This window comes from Acidobacteriota bacterium (genome assembly GCA_020845575.1).
Taxonomy (GTDB): Bacteria; Acidobacteriota; Vicinamibacteria; order Vicinamibacterales; family Vicinamibacteraceae; genus Luteitalea.
In genome coordinates, this window is the sequence record JADLFL010000001.1 from 13,373 (window position 1) to 29,434 (window position 16,062).

The 16,062-nt window shown below is 68.8% G+C and carries 15 protein-coding genes; 7 read left to right on the forward strand and 8 right to left on the reverse strand.

Going from position 1 to position 16,062, the window contains the following annotated elements; genetic code table 11:
• The first annotated feature begins 40 nt into the window (after positions 1-40).
• Positions 41-1,351, forward strand: a complete 1,311-nt coding sequence (locus tag IT182_00055; protein ID MCC6161727.1) for a PDZ domain-containing protein — start codon at positions 41-43, stop codon at positions 1,349-1,351.
• Between the two features lie 15 nt (positions 1,352-1,366).
• Here IT182_00055 and IT182_00060 read toward each other — a convergent pair whose 3' ends face one another.
• The 4 genes from IT182_00060 to IT182_00075 are packed head-to-tail and all read right to left on the reverse strand — an operon-like array spanning position 1,367 to position 6,197.
• The gene (locus tag IT182_00060) at positions 1,367-3,061 is read right to left on the reverse strand and encodes a chloride channel protein (protein MCC6161728.1); all 1,695 of its coding nucleotides are present in this window, start codon (positions 3,059-3,061) and stop codon (positions 1,367-1,369) included.
• On the reverse strand, positions 3,051-4,181 hold the full coding sequence (locus IT182_00065) for a tetratricopeptide repeat protein (protein ID MCC6161729.1): 1,131 nt from the start codon (positions 4,179-4,181) through the stop codon (positions 3,051-3,053). Before IT182_00065 ends, IT182_00060 begins: the two co-directional genes overlap by 11 nt.
• Before the next feature lie 40 nt (positions 4,182-4,221).
• On the reverse strand, positions 4,222-5,187 hold the full coding sequence (locus IT182_00070; protein MCC6161730.1) for a nucleoside hydrolase: 966 nt from the start codon (positions 5,185-5,187) through the stop codon (positions 4,222-4,224).
• Positions 5,184-6,197 (reverse strand): hypothetical protein, encoded by a 1,014-nt coding sequence (locus IT182_00075; protein MCC6161731.1) that lies wholly within the window; start codon positions 6,195-6,197, stop codon positions 5,184-5,186. The genes IT182_00070 and IT182_00075 overlap by 4 nt, the downstream gene beginning before the upstream one ends.
• 65 nt (positions 6,198-6,262) lie before the next feature.
• Here IT182_00075 and IT182_00080 point away from each other — a divergent pair, with 65 nt between their 5' ends.
• Positions 6,263-6,475, forward strand: a complete 213-nt coding sequence (locus IT182_00080; GenBank protein ID MCC6161732.1) for a heavy-metal-associated domain-containing protein — start codon at positions 6,263-6,265, stop codon at positions 6,473-6,475.
• Positions 6,476-6,627: 152 nt separating this feature from the next.
• Here IT182_00080 and IT182_00085 read toward each other — a convergent pair whose 3' ends face one another.
• The 4 genes from IT182_00085 to IT182_00100 all read right to left on the reverse strand — a co-directional run bounded on the left by IT182_00085 (position 6,628) and on the right by IT182_00100 (position 10,459).
• Complete coding sequence (locus IT182_00085) at positions 6,628-7,758, reverse strand: alkene reductase (GenBank protein MCC6161733.1); 1,131 nt, start codon at positions 7,756-7,758, stop codon at positions 6,628-6,630.
• Positions 7,759-7,848: 90 nt separating this feature from the next.
• Positions 7,849-8,304, reverse strand: coding sequence for a MarR family transcriptional regulator (locus IT182_00090; protein MCC6161734.1), 456 nt, complete (start codon positions 8,302-8,304; stop codon positions 7,849-7,851).
• 99 nt (positions 8,305-8,403) lie between these two features.
• The gene (locus IT182_00095; protein MCC6161735.1) at positions 8,404-9,843 is read right to left on the reverse strand and encodes a Gfo/Idh/MocA family oxidoreductase; all 1,440 of its coding nucleotides are present in this window, start codon (positions 9,841-9,843) and stop codon (positions 8,404-8,406) included.
• 61 nt (positions 9,844-9,904) lie between these two features.
• A complete protein-coding gene (locus IT182_00100; protein MCC6161736.1) occupies positions 9,905-10,459 on the reverse strand; it encodes a DUF2585 domain-containing protein in 555 nt (184 codons plus the stop codon).
• 254 nt (positions 10,460-10,713) lie between these two features.
• Here IT182_00100 and IT182_00105 point away from each other — a divergent pair, with 254 nt between their 5' ends.
• The 5 genes from IT182_00105 to IT182_00125 all read left to right on the forward strand — a co-directional run bounded on the left by IT182_00105 (position 10,714) and on the right by IT182_00125 (position 16,051).
• Positions 10,714-11,559, forward strand: a complete 846-nt coding sequence (locus tag IT182_00105) for a carbon-nitrogen hydrolase family protein (GenBank protein MCC6161737.1) — start codon at positions 10,714-10,716, stop codon at positions 11,557-11,559.
• Positions 11,560-11,629: 70 nt separating this feature from the next.
• Positions 11,630-13,000 (forward strand): DEAD/DEAH box helicase, encoded by a 1,371-nt coding sequence (locus IT182_00110; protein ID MCC6161738.1) that lies wholly within the window; start codon positions 11,630-11,632, stop codon positions 12,998-13,000.
• Positions 13,001-13,183: 183 nt separating this feature from the next.
• Positions 13,184-13,510 carry a cytochrome c gene (locus tag IT182_00115; protein MCC6161739.1) on the forward strand — a complete coding sequence of 109 codons (327 nt, stop codon included), beginning with the start codon at positions 13,184-13,186 and terminating at the stop codon, positions 13,508-13,510.
• A gap of 6 nt (positions 13,511-13,516) precedes the next feature.
• Positions 13,517-14,917, forward strand: a complete 1,401-nt coding sequence (locus tag IT182_00120) for a cytochrome C (protein ID MCC6161740.1) — start codon at positions 13,517-13,519, stop codon at positions 14,915-14,917.
• Positions 14,918-14,977: 60 nt separating this feature from the next.
• On the forward strand, positions 14,978-16,051 hold the full coding sequence (locus IT182_00125; protein ID MCC6161741.1) for a DmsE family decaheme c-type cytochrome: 1,074 nt from the start codon (positions 14,978-14,980) through the stop codon (positions 16,049-16,051).
• Positions 16,052-16,062 lie beyond the last annotated feature (11 nt).

Below are 16,062 nucleotides of genomic sequence, written 5' to 3' on the forward strand. Positions count from 1 at the left end.
GCGCCGCGTGCCAGCCGTCGCGTACGGGAGTGTCTTCGTCATGCGTCGTTTCGCTCTTGTCGCCACGGCCGTCGCCGCCGCGTTCGCGGCGCTGGTACCCGCCTCTGGTGCGCAGACGCTCACCAACTGCTCCACGCTCGGGCAGAACCGCTACGTCCATGACGTGATGCGGACGTTCTACTACTGGGACACCCAGCTGCCGACGATCAACGTCACCAGCTACAGCTCGCCGGAGCAGGTGCTCGAAGCGCTGCGCTACATGCCGCTCGATTCACACTTCAGCTACATCGGCGCGCGGCAGGCCGAAGAGGCCTTCTATTCGGACAGCCAGTTCATCGGCTTCGGATTCAGCCACGAGTACGACGGTCTCGGCTTGCGCATGCTGCAGGTGTTCCCCGACAGCCCGGCATCTGACGTCGGACTGCGTCGCGGGGATCGCATCACGTGGATCGCGCAGCAGCGCGTCACCACGCTCCTCATGGCCGGCGGACTCGCGGCGGCGCTGGGACCCTCGACCGAGGGCGTCACCGTGGAGATCCGCTACGAGCGGCCCGACGGCACCTCCGTCGACGCGACGATGGTCAAGCGGCCGGTGACGATTCCGACGGTATCGGTGCTCGAGGTCAACGAGGTGGACGGGAAGAAGGTCGGCTACCTGTTCTTCCGCAACTTCGTCACGCCATCGCACGCGGCGCTCGACGAGGCGTTCGGCGCGCTGCGCGAGGCAGGCGCCACGGAACTGGTGCTCGACCTGCGATACAACGGCGGAGGACTGGTGGCCGTCGCGCAGCACCTGGCGAGCCTCATCGGCGGCCGCCGCACCGAAGGACAGGTGTTCGCCGAGTACTTCCACAACACGCGCAACGCGTTCCGCAACGAGATCACCAGGTTCGACGTGCGTGAGCACGCGCTGCCACTCGACAGGATCGTGGTGATCACGACTGGCGCTTCGGCGTCGGCGAGCGAGCTCGTGATCAACGCGCTGCGCCCGTTCATCCCCGTCGTCACCGTCGGCCAGGCCACGTACGGCAAGCCCGTCGGACAGTACGGCTTCACGATGTGTGACCAGGTCGTGTACCCGGTGGCCTTCTCGCTGAGGAACGCACTCGGACAGGGCGACTTCTTCGGTGGCATCGCCGCCGACTGCCCGGCGCTCGACGACCCCGCGCACCAGCTCGGCGATCCCGAAGAGGCGTCGCTCGCCGAGGCGCTCACCGTGGTTCGCACGGGTGCGTGCTCGCCCGTGCCCGAGGAGACTGCCGCCGGCACGCTCGAACGCACGCGTCGCGCGAGAGTGGCCGACGAACTGCCACGGCCGCGCGGCTTCGATCTCCTCGTCGGCGCGCACTGACGATGCACCGTTCACTTACGTCAGCCCGTACGCGTTCCTGACGTCCTCCCTGGTGATCACGCCGAGGAGTCGATCCGGATCCAGGCGCGAGACGACGGGGACCGCCGGTGCACGGGCGAGCAAACGCAGCGCGACGTCGAGCAGTTCGTCCGGATACGCCGGAGAGACGTGTGCCACGTCGGCGTGCGTGGCGAGCGGTTCGTTCGCTGCGCTCGCGGCGGCCACACGTTCGAGCGTCCCACGCGTGGCGACGGCCCATCGATCGTCGGGGAGCGCGATGACAACGGTGGTAGTGCGTGGTGTGGCTGCCGTGAGCGCGGTTGTGGCCGTCGTGTCGCCGCGGAGCACCAGGATCGTGTCTTCCGTCACCGGCTGCAGCGCGTCTTCCACATGAAGCGGTTCGTCGGCACGAGCCAGGCGCGCGGAGGGCAGGGTCGCGCCCTCGTGTTCGGCCACCAGATCCAGGATTGACGTGCGCTGGAACTGCCGCGCGATGAGGAAGCCGAGCGTGGACGTCACCATCGCCGGCAGGATCGCCGCCGACGTGCCGCTCAACTCGAACGTCATGAACACCGCCGTCATGGGCGCGCGGAATACGCCGGCGAAGACGCCCGCCATCCCGGCCAGCGCCAGCATGCTCTGCGACGTGGGCACCATCGGCAGGAGCGCGGGCGCGAGTCCGCCGAACGCGCCGCCGAGCATCACGCCGAGGAACAGCGTCGGCGCGAAGAGTCCGCCCGGCGTGCCCACGGCGAACGCCAGTACCGCCACGCACAGCTTGGCCAGCGCCAGCCACGCCATCGTCTGCCACGGGTACTGGAGATTCAGCGCGGCGTCCATCGGACGATAGCCCGTGCCGAGTACTTCTGGCGCGGCGAGCGACACGGCGCCGACCACGAACCCGGCGAGCAACGGCCCGACGGCCACCGGCAGCCGGAACGCGCCGAGCCTGTAGCGCACCAGTGCCGCACCGCGCACGTAGAGCGTGGCGAAGAGGCCGGCAGCCACGCCGAGCGCCACGTATGCCAGCGCTTCGAGCGGCGTGCCGATGCTCGCCACATCGGGCACGCGGAACAGCGGACTCTCACCGAGGAACATCCGCGTGGTCACCACAGACGCCACGGCCGCCAGGACGATGGAACCCATGACGGCCGTGTCCCATCCGGCCATGACTTCTTCCATCACGAAGAGTACGCCCGTGATCGGCGTGTTGAAGGCGGCGGCGATGCCGGCGGCGGCGCCCACCGGCGCGATCATCCGCATGGTCCTCCGCGTGAGCGCGAACGTCCTCCCCAGCCGCGACGCGATGCCAGCACCCATCAACAGCGCGGGATCCTCTGGACCGAGCGGCGTGCCCGTGCCGATCGACAGCACGCATGCCACGAACTTTCCGGGAACCGCAGAGAACGGAATGTGACCATCCGACGCATAGAGCGCCGCCTTCGCACGCACGATGCCGCTGCCGGCGCCCGCGCGCACGACGTAGACGACGCAGGCCGCGAGCGCCGCGCCGAGGCCAGGCACGAGCACGCGCATCACCACGCTCTGCGCCGCGTCGCGCACGTACCAGTCGACCAGTTCGATGGCCGTGTGGAAGCACACGACGAGCAATCCCGTGCAGACGCCGATCAGGACCGACAGCAGCAGGAAGCGCTGCGCTTCGGCCAGGCGCCACGGCGTGTCCGTTGGAGAGCCTGCCTCATTGCGCATCGCGGTGCTCCCCGATCAGGCGGCCGAGCACCAGGCCGATGGCATCCGTGTCTGTCGGCGCCGGACAGCGCTCGCGCAGCCGGCGGGCGAGCGCTTCGAGCAGGGCATACCCGGCGTCGGCGTCGGCCCTGGGCTGACCAAGCCAGCGGCGTGCCGCGACAGGCAGCGTGACCGGACCACCTGCGGTTCCCGCCGCATCGCAGGATTCGAGGCGATTGCTCGCCTCGGCGAGCAATCGCCTGGTGCGGCGCGTTCGCTCCGCGCCCGAGAGTCGTGGCAGGGACGGATCGATCGACAGGACACTTGCCGCGAGATCGCGCGCGGCGCGCGCGGCCGCGTCCTGCGCATCGCGCGCGAGCGCCCGCCGCGCGATGTCGTACGCGGCGGCGGCATTGCCACGCCGCACTTCCGCCATGGCGAGACGCGCAGGGGCATCGCCGGGATCGGCGAAGCGCTCCATCGCGCTGCGGAGCACGCGCGCGGCCTCGTCCACCGACCCGATCGCCAGCAGGCGATCGGCGGCGTGCATCTGCAGGGTACGGTCGCCGGGGAACGCCGCGGAGAGTTCCAGCAGTGCGGCGCGGAGGCGCGCGGTGTCGCCTGTCTCCTCGTACAGCGCCACCAACTCGAGGCGTGCCTGCTGGCGTCCCGCGAAGCGATCGGGTGCCCATCGACCGAAGATCGCCTTGTAGTACGCCGACTCGGCCTCCGTGTTCGCGCCGGTCGTACGAAGGATGCGTGCGAGCACGAGGTTGGCCTCGCCGTCCACCGGTGCCTGCCGGAGCACCTCGTTCACGTAAGGGAGTGCTTCTCTGTCGTGCCCGCCGGCGACGAGGGCTCGCGCCAGCGCGAGTCGATGATCGGCGCGATCGGGCTCGAGCCCGACCGCCTCACGCAACGCGGAGGCCGCCGCCTCCGGATGGCCGTCCGCGAGCGCGCGTTCACCGGCGCCGGCCGCGCGCGCGACCCGACGCGTGCGCTGGTCGTGCGCCGTCCGCGTCAGCACCGACGCCGCTACCCACAGGAGGAGGACCAGTACGAGGACGGTCGCGAGTCGCGCCGCCGGGACGACCTGTGCAACGCGACCCCGGGAGATCGCGCGAATGGGGAACTGAGGCACGCGGAGTCCGAACGCCCCCTTACGATATCAGCCCGGCACGTCAGTGGCGGGCTGCCGATGCCGCGAGCGCATCGGCGATGATGCGATTCTTCGCCTCGGCGTCCGCCGTGTGGCACCACGTGACGGGGCGACTTCCCGGCGCTGTCGTGCTCGAAACGAGCAGGCGCGCCGTGGCGGGCGAGTCGCCGCTGAGCCGTGCAGTCGCCGACTCACAGCGCAGGTGGCCGGGATGGGCGGCGACGTCGACGGCCGCCATCGCACCCACGGCCAACGTCGATGCGCCGTGCTGCTCGGTTTGCGCATGGAGCCAGAGACCCGCGGACGGCGTGATGAGCCGTACGGCCCCGCTGCCCGTGTCGAGGCGGTCGAGATCCGATCGGTCCAAGCCGATCGCGGCACCGAGCGCGGGAGCGATGAGTGTGATGGGCACCGCACTGTCGAGCACGATGCGCAGGCTCTCGACGTCGGCCGTCACGTTCACATCGTCGAGCGGTGTCTGGCCGATCGCGTCGGCCGACTGGCCAGCGACGAGGATCAGCCGCTCGATGCGACTGGCGAGCGTGCCGTCGCGTCGCAGCGTCGACGCCAGGGTGGTTGCCGGGCCGGCCGCGACGATCGTGAGTGGCGTGGCGGTGAGCGCTTCGCGCAGCAACTCGGTGGCTTCGGTCGGGGCGGCGCGTTCTTCCGGACTCGACGGTCCGCGCCACGGCCGTAACAGGCCCGTGTCGAGACGCTTCAGCAACTCCTGCGCGGCGGGGAAGCCCCGGACTAGCGGGACGTTGCCGTAGGTGATCGACACGCCCCGCACAGCGAGCTGGCCGGAGCCGAACGCCTGCACCAGCGCGAACGCATCGGCGGGGTTGCGTGGAGGATCGCCGAACGACGGACTGACGTCGAGCCACACGGCCGTGCGGCCGTCCGTGCGCGCCGGCGTGTCGCGTCGACAGCCGACGCTCGAGGCAGATGCCATGAGCGCGAGCAACAGGATCGCCGGCAGTCGGATCACAGCGGCAACTCCACGGTGGCCCGGCCGCCGAGCAGTCGAGCGGCGTAGTCGAGTTCTGCTTCCAGGCGCGCCGGAGCGACATCGCCAGGTACCGGCAGGGCGCCGAGCCTGCCGCGAATCAGTTCCAGTCCCACGCAGGCGCTCACGTCGGCCATATCGATCGGAGTGGCGCGGCGATAGCGCTGCAGCACGTCGCTGATGATGGCGTGCGGTTGCGCGGCAAGCAGCAGGTGCGCGACGAAGAAGCCGAGATCGAAGGCGGCGGGTCCCGCCGTGGCGTATGCCGGTGCCAGGATGTGCAGGCCGTGCGCCGACGGCATCCAGCGCGCGGGACGGAAGTCGCCGTGCAGCAGCACGCCGCGCCCTTCCAGGTACCGCCCGCCGAGATCCCGCATCGTCGCGCGCACGTGGACGTCCGTGCGAATCGCGTCGACCTGGCGATGCAGGCGCGGATGCGTGCCGGCGAGCGTGTCGATGCGCGGCGCATCCATCGGGTGTTCGAAGCGATCGGCGTGCCGCGCGAGCCTGACGCCGTCGCCGCGGAGCGCGCCGAGTCGGTCGGCGTGGACCGAGATGCCGTGCAGCGCGACGAGATAGGCCGTGAGGTCGTCGACTTCATCGGACGAGAGGAGGCGCCCGACGTACAGATCCGTGAGTGCCCGCGCGGTGCCGAGATCCTGCAGCGCGATGATGTGATCGCTCCGGTCCACGCCGAGACACAGCGGCATGCGCTCGGTGATCGCCGACCACGGCTGGATCAGGCTGTAGAACTCGCCCTCGACAGCCAGGCGATCGGCGGGAGACATCACATGCCTGCCGTCGGCGTGCGTGATGGCGTCAGGCTGGCGCAGCACCCGCGTCGCGCCTGCGTTCGTCGTCACGCGCACCGTCGTCGCCGTCCGCCCGCCACCGAGCCGCACCCGATCGACGAGAAATGCGCCGGGCGGGATCCATCCCCGGATGCGAAGGAACCGCGTCAGCGAATCGAGCGACGTCGTGGACAGCACCACTGGCGAATCATAGTAGCTGCCTGCCGCATTCCCGGCATTGCGGCATTGTGAGTATCCTGTCTCGCATGGCGACCAGGACGATCGAGATTGCCGGCATGTCGTGCGGGCATTGCGTGAAGGCGGTGACGCTGGCGTTGCAGGACGTGTCGGGCGTCGACGTGAAGGACGTGCGCGTCGGCAGCGCGGTGATCGACGTGGACGCATCGGTGACGCCGGAAGCGCTCGCCCAGGCGATCGACGAGGCCGGCTTCACGCTGACCTCGTCGACCGAGACCTGACGAGTGCCGCGAATCGGCCGACAGCCACCCTCACGATTCAGTATGGGACCCGCAGGGGTGCCCGCGGCCACCCTCTCCGCTGCTACACGGCTACGGAGGGCAGGCAAGGGCCGCCCCTACGCACATGCCCCTGGCGTGGATGGGTGCGCCTGTCACACGGTGGCGGGCGTGGCGGTGAGGTCGTCGAGCGTTCTGACGCGGCCGTCGTGGAAGGGGTAGTCGACGTAGCCGACGTCGGTGCCGCCGTAGAACGTCTCGCGAACGGGCGTGTTCAGCGGCTGGCCGTCGCGCGTGCGGGCCACGAAGTCGGGCGTGCAGAGGAACGGCACGCCGAAAGCCACCAGGTCGGCCTCGCCGCGTGCGATGACGCGCTCGGCGGCGTCGGCCGTGTAGCCGGCGTTCGCGATCACCACGCCGTCGAAGACCTCACGCGCGATCGCGGTCATCGGGCGCACCGCGTCGATGTCGTCGCTCGCCGGCGCTTCCAGCAGGTGCAGGTACATCACGCCACGCGCGTCGAGCTGCTCGGCCACGTACCGGGTGAGCGCTGCCGGATCGCTGTCGGACATGCTGTTGTACGGATTGGTCGGCGAGATGCGGACCCCGACGCGCGACGCACCGATCGCCGCGCTCGTCGCGTCGACGATCTCGAGCAGGAAGCGCGCGCGATTGGCGATCGAACCGCCGTAGTCGTCGGTGCGGTGGTTGGAGCCATCGCGCAGGAACTGGTCGATGAGGTATCCGTTGGCGGCGTGAAGCTCGATGCCATCGAAGCCTGCCGCGATGGCGTTGCGCGCGGCCTGGGCGAAATCCCCGACGATCGCGCGGATCTCCTGCACGTCGAGCGCGCGCGGAGTGGGCATCGCGCGCGGGCCGTCGTAGGTGATGACCTCGCCATCGGCCGCAATCGCCGACGCGCTCACCGGCGTGGATCCATCAGGACGCATGCTCGGGTGAGAGACGCGGCCCGTGTGCCACAACTGCACGACGATGCGGCCGCCGGCGGCGTGGACGGCCTCGGTCACCTGACGCCAGCCGGCGATCTGTTCCGGCGAGTAGATGCCAGGCGTGAACACGTACCCGGCGGCGGAGTCGGAGACCTGCGTCGCCTCGGTGATGACCAGGCCGGCCGACGCGCGCTGCGCGTAGTACAACGCGGCGTGCGGTCCCGGCGCGAGAGACGGAAGCGCGCGGTTACGCGTCATCGCTGCCATCACGAAACGCTGCGGCAGGGCGAGGTGGCCGACTGTGGCGGGGGCGAAAAGGTGCGGGTGGCTGCTCATGGTGGGCTCCGTATGTTGCTGCGATGTTGCGTCAGACATGGTCTATAGGAAGATTGTCTAGTGATGAATTATTGGGGCTGAAAAAAAGACTCACGACGTGACCGTGTGTTCGCTCGCGACGAACCGGTGCACCAGGTCCGTCATGAGGGCGCGCTCCGTGCTGCTCAGGCTGCGCAGGATGCGTTCTTCTTCGGCGCCCAGGATCTCGCCCGCCCGCGCGAAGGCCGCGCGGCCGGCGGCGGTCGGCTCGGCGAGGACCGCGCGGCGGTCCTGCGGGTCGTCCACGCGACGCACGAGCCCGTCGGCTTCGAGGCGATCGGTGAGCTGGGTCATGTTGGAGCGGACGCACTTCTGGAACTGCGCGATCGCGCTCAGCGGCAGCGGGCGCTGCGCCTCGACGAGGCACCGCAGCACGCCTACCTTGGCGAGCGACAACTGCAGCGGTGCCAGCGCCTGTTCGAGCCTGGCTTCGAGCGTGCGCGCCGCGGCGATCAACGCCGCCGACACCGGGCACGGATGGCCCTTGCAGCTCGACACTTCATTCATGCCTGTATTGTCTATGTGTCCGGACGATCTGTCAAGTGCGATGGAAGAGCCAGTGGCTGAATGAAGCCTTGGCTCTTCCACTGTTGCGGGAGTGAACCGCTACTCCGTCTTCGCGAGGGGCTTCAGTTCCCAGCCCTTGCGGTATTCGCGGGTGAGGAGCTTGTCGGCGTCCTTGTCGTTCACGAACGTCTCGGACTTGCCGTCGAACTGGAGTTGGCGGCCCGTGCGGTACGCGATGTTGGCGAGGTGGGGGAGGGCCGACGAGAGGTGGCCTTCCAGGGCGTCGCACGTCAGCACCTTCGGGTCGTTGGCGCGGATGGCGTCGACGAAGTTCTGGTAGTGCGGCGTCTCGATGCTGAAGAGCACGAGCGGATCGCTGCCGCCGGACTCGGGCGGCGCCTCGGACCCGGGGCCCTTCTCGGTCTTCGTCTTGCCCTTGTAGGACTGCCACTTGCGACCGTCGCCGTCGACCCACATCCAGCCGTCTGACCCGTAGAACAGGTTGCCGATGGTGACGCCGCCCTCCTCGTTGGTGGCCTCGCCGCGCGTGGCGAACTCCATCACCGTGCCGTCGCCGTACTCGAAGAACGACGTCTGGACGTCTGGCGTCTCCTGCGCCGAGGGCGCACCGAAGTAGCCGCCCACGGAACTGATCTTCACCGGGTGCTCCATCTTGCCGAGCCCCCAGCGCGCGATGTCGAACTGGTGCGGTCCCTGGTTGCCCGTGTCGCCGTTGCCGTACGACCAGTTCCAGTGCCAGTTGTAGTGGAAGCGGTTGACGTTGAACGGCGTCTTTGCCGCCGGACCGAGCCACAGGTCGTAGTCGACCTTGGAGAGATACGCGGCGTCCCAGTTCGGCTCGGGGCGCGCTTCGGCGTTCATGCGGAACGTCTGCCCGGCGCCGAGCGGGCCGTCGGGGTACTTCCCGATCGACGGACGCGGCTTGAAGCACAGACCGCGCGCCATGTAGACCTTGCCGATGCCGCCGTCCTTCAGGAACTGGATGGCCTGGCGTACCGCGGGCCGGCTGCGGTTCATCGTGCCGACCTGCACGATCTTGCCGTACTTCTTCTGCGCCTCGACTTCCTGCCGGCCTTCCCAGATCGTGTAACTGGATGGTTTCTCGACGTAGACGTGCTTGCCTGCCTGCAGCGCCATCACGGTCATGAGGGCGTGCCAGTGGTTCGGCGTGGCGATGATGACGCCGTCGATGTCCTTGTCGTCGAGCACGCGCCGGAAGTCCTGCACGAAGTTCGGCTTGAACGTGGCGACCTCGGCCAGGGCCTTGTCGTTGACGCGCTCGGCCTCGAGGTTGAGGTCGATGTCGGCGAGCGTCTTGATCTCGACGTTCTTCAGCTTCGCGAAGCCGCGCTTCAGTCCGTTGCCCTGGCCGCGCACGCCGATGCTCGCGAACACGAGCTTGTCGCTGGCGCCCTGGATGCGTGTCGCGGCTCTCGCCGTCGACGGAACGAGATGGCTGCCCGCGGCCACCACGGCCGCGCTCACGCCGAGCCGCGACGCGAACTCCCGCCGCGACATGCCCTTGCCTGTCTCTTGATCTGCCACGTTGGCCTCCTGTCGGGGCCAGGCGGGTCGCGCCTCACCCGAACGATCCGGTGTTCCGAAACCCGAAGTCTACCACCGCGGTCTGCCATTCGCGCACGGCCTGGATGGGATAGAGCAGCATGAGGATGTTCAGCGTCAGGTTGTCGCGGATCAGGTAGCCGACGATGAGCTCCATCGCGACGGCGGCCACCACGATGACCCACACGGGGAGGCGGGCGGCGAGCACGAAGCCGGCGACCATGGCCGCGATGTCGCTGAGCGAGTTGATCACGCTGTCGCCGTAGTAGTCGAGCGCGATCGTGGCCTCGCGATAGCGGTTGATGACCATGTCGGTGTTCTCGAGGACCTCCCACGCGCCCTCGACGGCCACCGCCGCCGCCAGCCGCAGGCCGATCGGCCACCGCCGCCCCACCAACCAGAACAGACCGTAGAACAGGAATCCGGGGATGATGTGCGAGAACGTGTACCAGTCGGTGAGGTGCTGCGAGTTGCCGGCACTCTGCACCTGCCCGTGCCAGAGCGAGACGTAGCCACACTGGCAGATGGGCAGCCGGCCCATGAAGAGCAGGATCAATCCGGCTGCGGCCATCAACGCCCCGACGAGCGCGATGGACCTGGGGGTGGTCAGGGAGTCGAAGGAGGAGCGCACGGGGGACACTTTAACGGCAACCGGCAACCGGCAACCGGCGACCGGCGACCGGCAACGGGCAACCGGCAACCGGCAACCGGCAACCGGCAACCGGCAACCGGCAGACCGGCAACCGGCAACCGGCAACCGGCAAACCGGCAACCGGCAAACCGGTAGGATGTCCGAAGGCCGGTGGTCCCGGGTCCAGGACCAGCATGAGCGACTCAACCATGACAGATGCGATTCGCGTGGGCGTGGGGCAGATGCATCCGGTGCCGTTCGATGTGGAGGCCAATCTGGCCACCATCGGGTGTCTGGTTCGAGCAGCCGCCGGGCACGGCGCGCAGTTGCTGGTGCTGCCGGAAACCGCGACCACCGGGTACTTCATCGCCGACCGGCTCGGCGAGCTCGCCGAACCCGACGACGGTCCGACGGCGACGCACCTGTCCGCCCTCGCCCGCGAGGCGCGCCTGCATCTGGTCTGCGGCATGGCGCTCGCCGAGGAGGGCCGGTTCTACGACGCGCAGCTCCTGTTCGGTCCGGATGGGAGTCGACTGGCGACCTATCGCAAGGCGCACCTGTTTGCCGCCGAGCGCCGATGGTATGCGGCGGGCGACACGCCGGTGGTGGTCGACACCGCGCTGGGGCGTCTGGGTCTGACGGTCTGCTACGACCTGATCTTCCCCGAGTACATCAGGGCGCTGACCGCGCGTGGCGCCGAGCTCGTGATCAACAGCACCAACTGGATCGCCGACGACTGGCAGCGTGCGACGTGGGACTGGAACGGCCCGATGGTCGAGGCGCTGGCGCGCACGCGCGCGCTGGAGAACGGCATCTTCCTCGCGATGGCCAACTGCATCGGTCAGGAGTTGCACTTCACCTCGCTCGGGCACTCGGCGATCGTCGCGCCGTCCGGCCAGCTGCTCGCGTCTGCCGGCACCGTCGTCGACCGTGTCATCGTCGCCGACATCGTGCGCCACAGCGCCGATCTCACGCGCTGGCGGGAGATCGCCACATACCGCCCCGATCGCCGACCGGAGCTGTACGGGGGCGAGGCGTAGGCGCCTCTCCCGAAGTTGTCTGGCGTTCCGCACGCCCGCTCCGGATTCCTGGCATCCATTACACTGTCACGTGCCATTCGCTCATTTCGGACTGCATCCCAGCTTCACGCGCGCGCTCAAGGAACTCGGCTTCACCCGACCCACGCCGATTCAGACAGATGCCATCCCGCCCGCGCTTGCCGGACGTGACGTGCTCGCCTGCGCGGCGACGGGCAGCGGCAAGACCGCCGCGTTCATCCTGCCCATCCTCCAGAAGCTGATCGACAAGCCGCGCGGGACCACGCGCGCGCTCGTGCTGACCCCCACGCGCGAACTGGCGGCGCAGATTCTCGAAGACCTGAACAACTTCGCGGTCCACACGCCCATCAGCGCAGCCGCCGTCTTCGGCGGGGTGGGCATGGGGCCGCAGGAGCACGCGTTCCGCCGCGGCGTCGACGTCATCATCGCGACGCCCGGTCGTCTGCTCGATCACTTCCGCGCGCCGTACGCGAAGCTTCCCGGGCTCGAGTTCCTCGTCCTCGACGAGGCGGACCGGATGCTCGACATGGGCTTCCTGCCCGACATCCGCCGCGTGCTCAAGCACGTCCCCGCCGCGCGACAGACCCTGTTCTTCAGCGCGACGATGCCGGCGCCAATCGTGGCGTTGACGCGTGAGCTGCTGCGCGATCCCGCGACGATCAACCTCGCCCGCCAGGCCGCGCCGGCGGTCGGCATCACGCAGGCGGTCTATCCCGTCCCGCAGGACCTCAAGGGCGCGCTGCTGGCCACGCTGCTCGAGCGCGGCGTGATGACGCAGGCGCTCGTCTTCACGCGCACGAAGCACCGCGCCGATCGCCTCACCGCGTATCTCGAGAAGCAGGGCGTGAAAGCCGCGCGCATCCACGGCAATCGATCGCAGGCGCAGCGCACGCTGGCGCTCGCCGGATTCAAGAATGGCGAGTTCCCCGTGCTCGTGGCCACCGATATCGCCGCGCGGGGCATCGACGTCTCCGACCTCGGTCACGTGGTGAACTTCGACGTGCCCGTCGCGGCGGAGGACTACATCCATCGCGTCGGGCGCACGGGCCGCGCGGAAGCGACAGGTGAGGCGTTCACGTTCGTCTCGCGCGAAGAGGAAGGCGAGTGGCAACAGATCGAGAAGGTCGTGGGCAAGCGCCTGCCTCGCGTGCAGCTGCCTGACTTCGACTACAAGGCCGTTCCCGACACGCGTCTCGAGATTCCGCTGGCCGAGCGCATCGCCGCGATCAGGAAACGCAAGGCCGAGGAGCGCGCCCGCGCGCAGGCCAAGGCCGCGGCGCGCGCCGCTCGCCTGCCCGGCAGCGTCCGTGGCAACGCGACGGGTCCTGTCATCAAGCCGGGCAGTGGCCGCGGCGGGCGCAGCCACGCCCCTGCCATGCACGCGCGTCCCCACGGCGCGGATCGCCCGAAGCGCGGGCGATAGCCATCGCCGGGTGTCAACAGCATTCCAATTCGCGGAACGCTGAGAGTGGCGACCTGAAAGGTCGGCCATTTAGCATTCGCTTACCTCTTTTTCGGCCCGGCCGTGAGTACCAGATTTGCATAGGCAAGCCATGAAGGGCGTGCGCGGCGGTTACCGTCTGACGACCAGAGGAGAGAACTGATCATGAAACGAATGGCCTTCGGAGCGGTGCTTGCCGCCTTCATCACGCTGCCGGCGTGGGTGAGCGCTCAGGACATCGAGAAGGGCAAGACGGTGTACGCGGCCAACAAGTGCCAGACCTGCCATCAGATCGACGGCAAGGGCAACAAGCGCTTTCCACTCGATGGCGTGGGCGCGAAGCTCTCCGCAGACGACATCAGCAAGTGGATCACCGCGCCGGCCGAGATGGAAGCCAAACTGGCCGAAAAGCCGAAGGTTCGGATGAAGCCATACAAGCTCGCCGATGCCGACCTCAAGGCGCTCGTCAGCTACATGCAGAGCTTGAAGTAGGCCATCGTGATCGATAGCCGGCCCCTCCTGCCACGCGCGCTCACCGCGCATCCCGTGGCCGCCCTCGGCACCGCGCTCACCACGGTGAGCGCGGGCCTGTTCCTGCTTTCCCTGCTCGCCGAGGCCCTGGGCTGGCTGCAGAACCCGTACATCGGGTTGCTGACCTTCATCGCGCTGCCCGCGTTTTTCATCATGGGCCTGCTGCTGATCCCCATCGGGGCGTGGCGGGCGCGCCGGCGTGCGAGTCGCGGGTTGCCGGAGTTGCAGTGGCCGACACTCGATCTTCGCGACGCACGCGTACGCGGCTGGATGCTCCTGCTGGCCGTCGCCACAGTGCTGAACACACTCATCGTCAGCGCGGCGGGCATGCAGGCCGTGCACTACATGGACTCGCCGTCCTTCTGTGGCCAGGTGTGCCACACGCAGATGGATCCGCACTTCGTGCAGTGGCAACTGGGCCCGGCGCACACGAAGGTCGCCTGCGCGAGCTGCCATATCGGTCCCGGTCCCGAGGGGTTCGTGCTCGCGAAAGCGCGCGGAACGTCGCAGCTGATCCAGGTGATCACCGGGACGTATCCCACGCCCGTGCCGACGCCCGTCGCCCATCGCCCCGACGCGAACGTGACATGCGGCTCCTGCCACGACGCGAAGCGGTGGATCGGCGAACGGACGCGTGACTACACCGAGATCGGCGATGACGAGGCCAACACGCCGTCGACGACGCTGATGACGCTGCTGGTGGGCGGGACGAGACCCGATGGGAGCGCGTCCGGCATCCACTGGCACGCCACGCCTGGCCTCGAAATCGAGTACATCGCCACCGATGCGAGTCGCGGAAAAATTCCGTGGGTCCGCGTGAAATTCCCCACGGGTGACATCAAGGAATTCAGTGTCGAGGGCTTCGATCCGGCGTCGGGTGGCGAGCGCCGGCGCATGGATTGTGCCGATTGCCATAACAAGGTGGCGCATCCGTTCGCGCCAAGTGCCGAGCGCGCCGTCGACCGTGCGTTTGTCGACGGCCGCCTCGATGCGCGCCTGCCGTACCTGCGCCGCGAGGCCGTGCGACTGCTCACTGCCGAGTACGCCTCCGAGGACGAGGCGCGCGCGGCGATCACGTCGGGCCTTGCCGAGTTCTACGCCGGTGAGGGGGACGGTGCGAGTGCCGGCCCCGTGGACCAGAAGGGCGTGGCGGTTGCCGGGCGCACACTGGCCGACATCCACGCGGCCAACGTGCATCCCGCGATGCGCGTGACGTTCGGGACGTACACCAGCTTCCTCGGCCACACAGACGCCGACGGCTGTTTCAGATGCCACGATGACGAGCACACGGCCAAGGACGGCTCGGTCATCACCCAGGAATGCGAGTCCTGCCACAGGGAAGTGGAGCAGCCTCCTGCGACCCCCTGATCGCACCAGCAACGGCGTTCGTTCGTGGCAAGCCGCGAACGCAGGTGAGAGGTGGACGAGATGAAGCGAGCAGTAACAGCGTGGACGGGCATCCTGGCCGCCTTCGCCATGTGGATGGTCGTGACCGTCGTGTCGATCGACGCGCGCGGCGGTGGCCGACAGGACCGTGCCGAACAGGAAGGCCTCGTCAAGCCGCAGCCGCGTGCCGCGACACAGCCGGCGCCCATGCCGCCGGCCACGCCCGCGCACGCGTCATTGACGTCGGCGGGCACCGGCACCTTCGTCACGACTGACGCGTCGGGACAGCCCGCGGCAGGCTTCGCGGGCGATGCCGTGTGCCTCGAGTGTCACGAGGACAAGGGCGCGATCAGCGCCACGCCGCACGGTCGTGCGAAGAACCCGCGCTCGCCCATGGCGCAGGCCAGCGGCAGCTGCGAGAGCTGCCACGGCCCTGGCCAGGCGCACGCCGACGATCAGGACACGGGTCCCATCCTGCGTTTCGGCGACGCGAACGCCGACGCGCGCACGGCCAACGAGACGTGTCTCTCGTGCCACACACGCGGGGCGCACGCCCTCTGGGAGGGCAGCGCGCACGACAGCCGCAACCTCGCGTGCGCGTCGTGCCACAGCGTCCACGCGCCGAAGTCGTTCGAGCACCAGCTCAAGACCGAGACGCAGAGCGAACTGTGCCAGACCTGCCACCAGCAGCAGGCCGCCAAGATGCGGCGCGCCTCGCACATGCCGATCACCGAGGGCAAGATGGAGTGCTCGACGTGCCACGAACCGCACGGCGCCACCAACGTCAAGCTGCTCAAGGTCGGCAACTGGCTGAACGAGAGTTGCATCAGCTGCCACACCGAGAAGCGGGGACCGTTCCTGCACGAGCACGCCGCCGTGCGCGACAACTGCACGAGCTGTCACGATCCGCACGGCTCGCCGCACGAGCGCATGCTGGTCGCCAAGCTGCCGATGCTGTGCCAGCGCTGCCACAACCACGCGCGGCATCCGGCGACGATCTACGACCAGACCCAGCTCACGGGCCGGAGCAACAGGATGCTGTCGCGCGGGTGCATCAACTGCCACTCCGCCATCCACGGCAGCAACCATCCGGCGGGCGTCACGCTGCTTCGCTAGGGAGAACGATC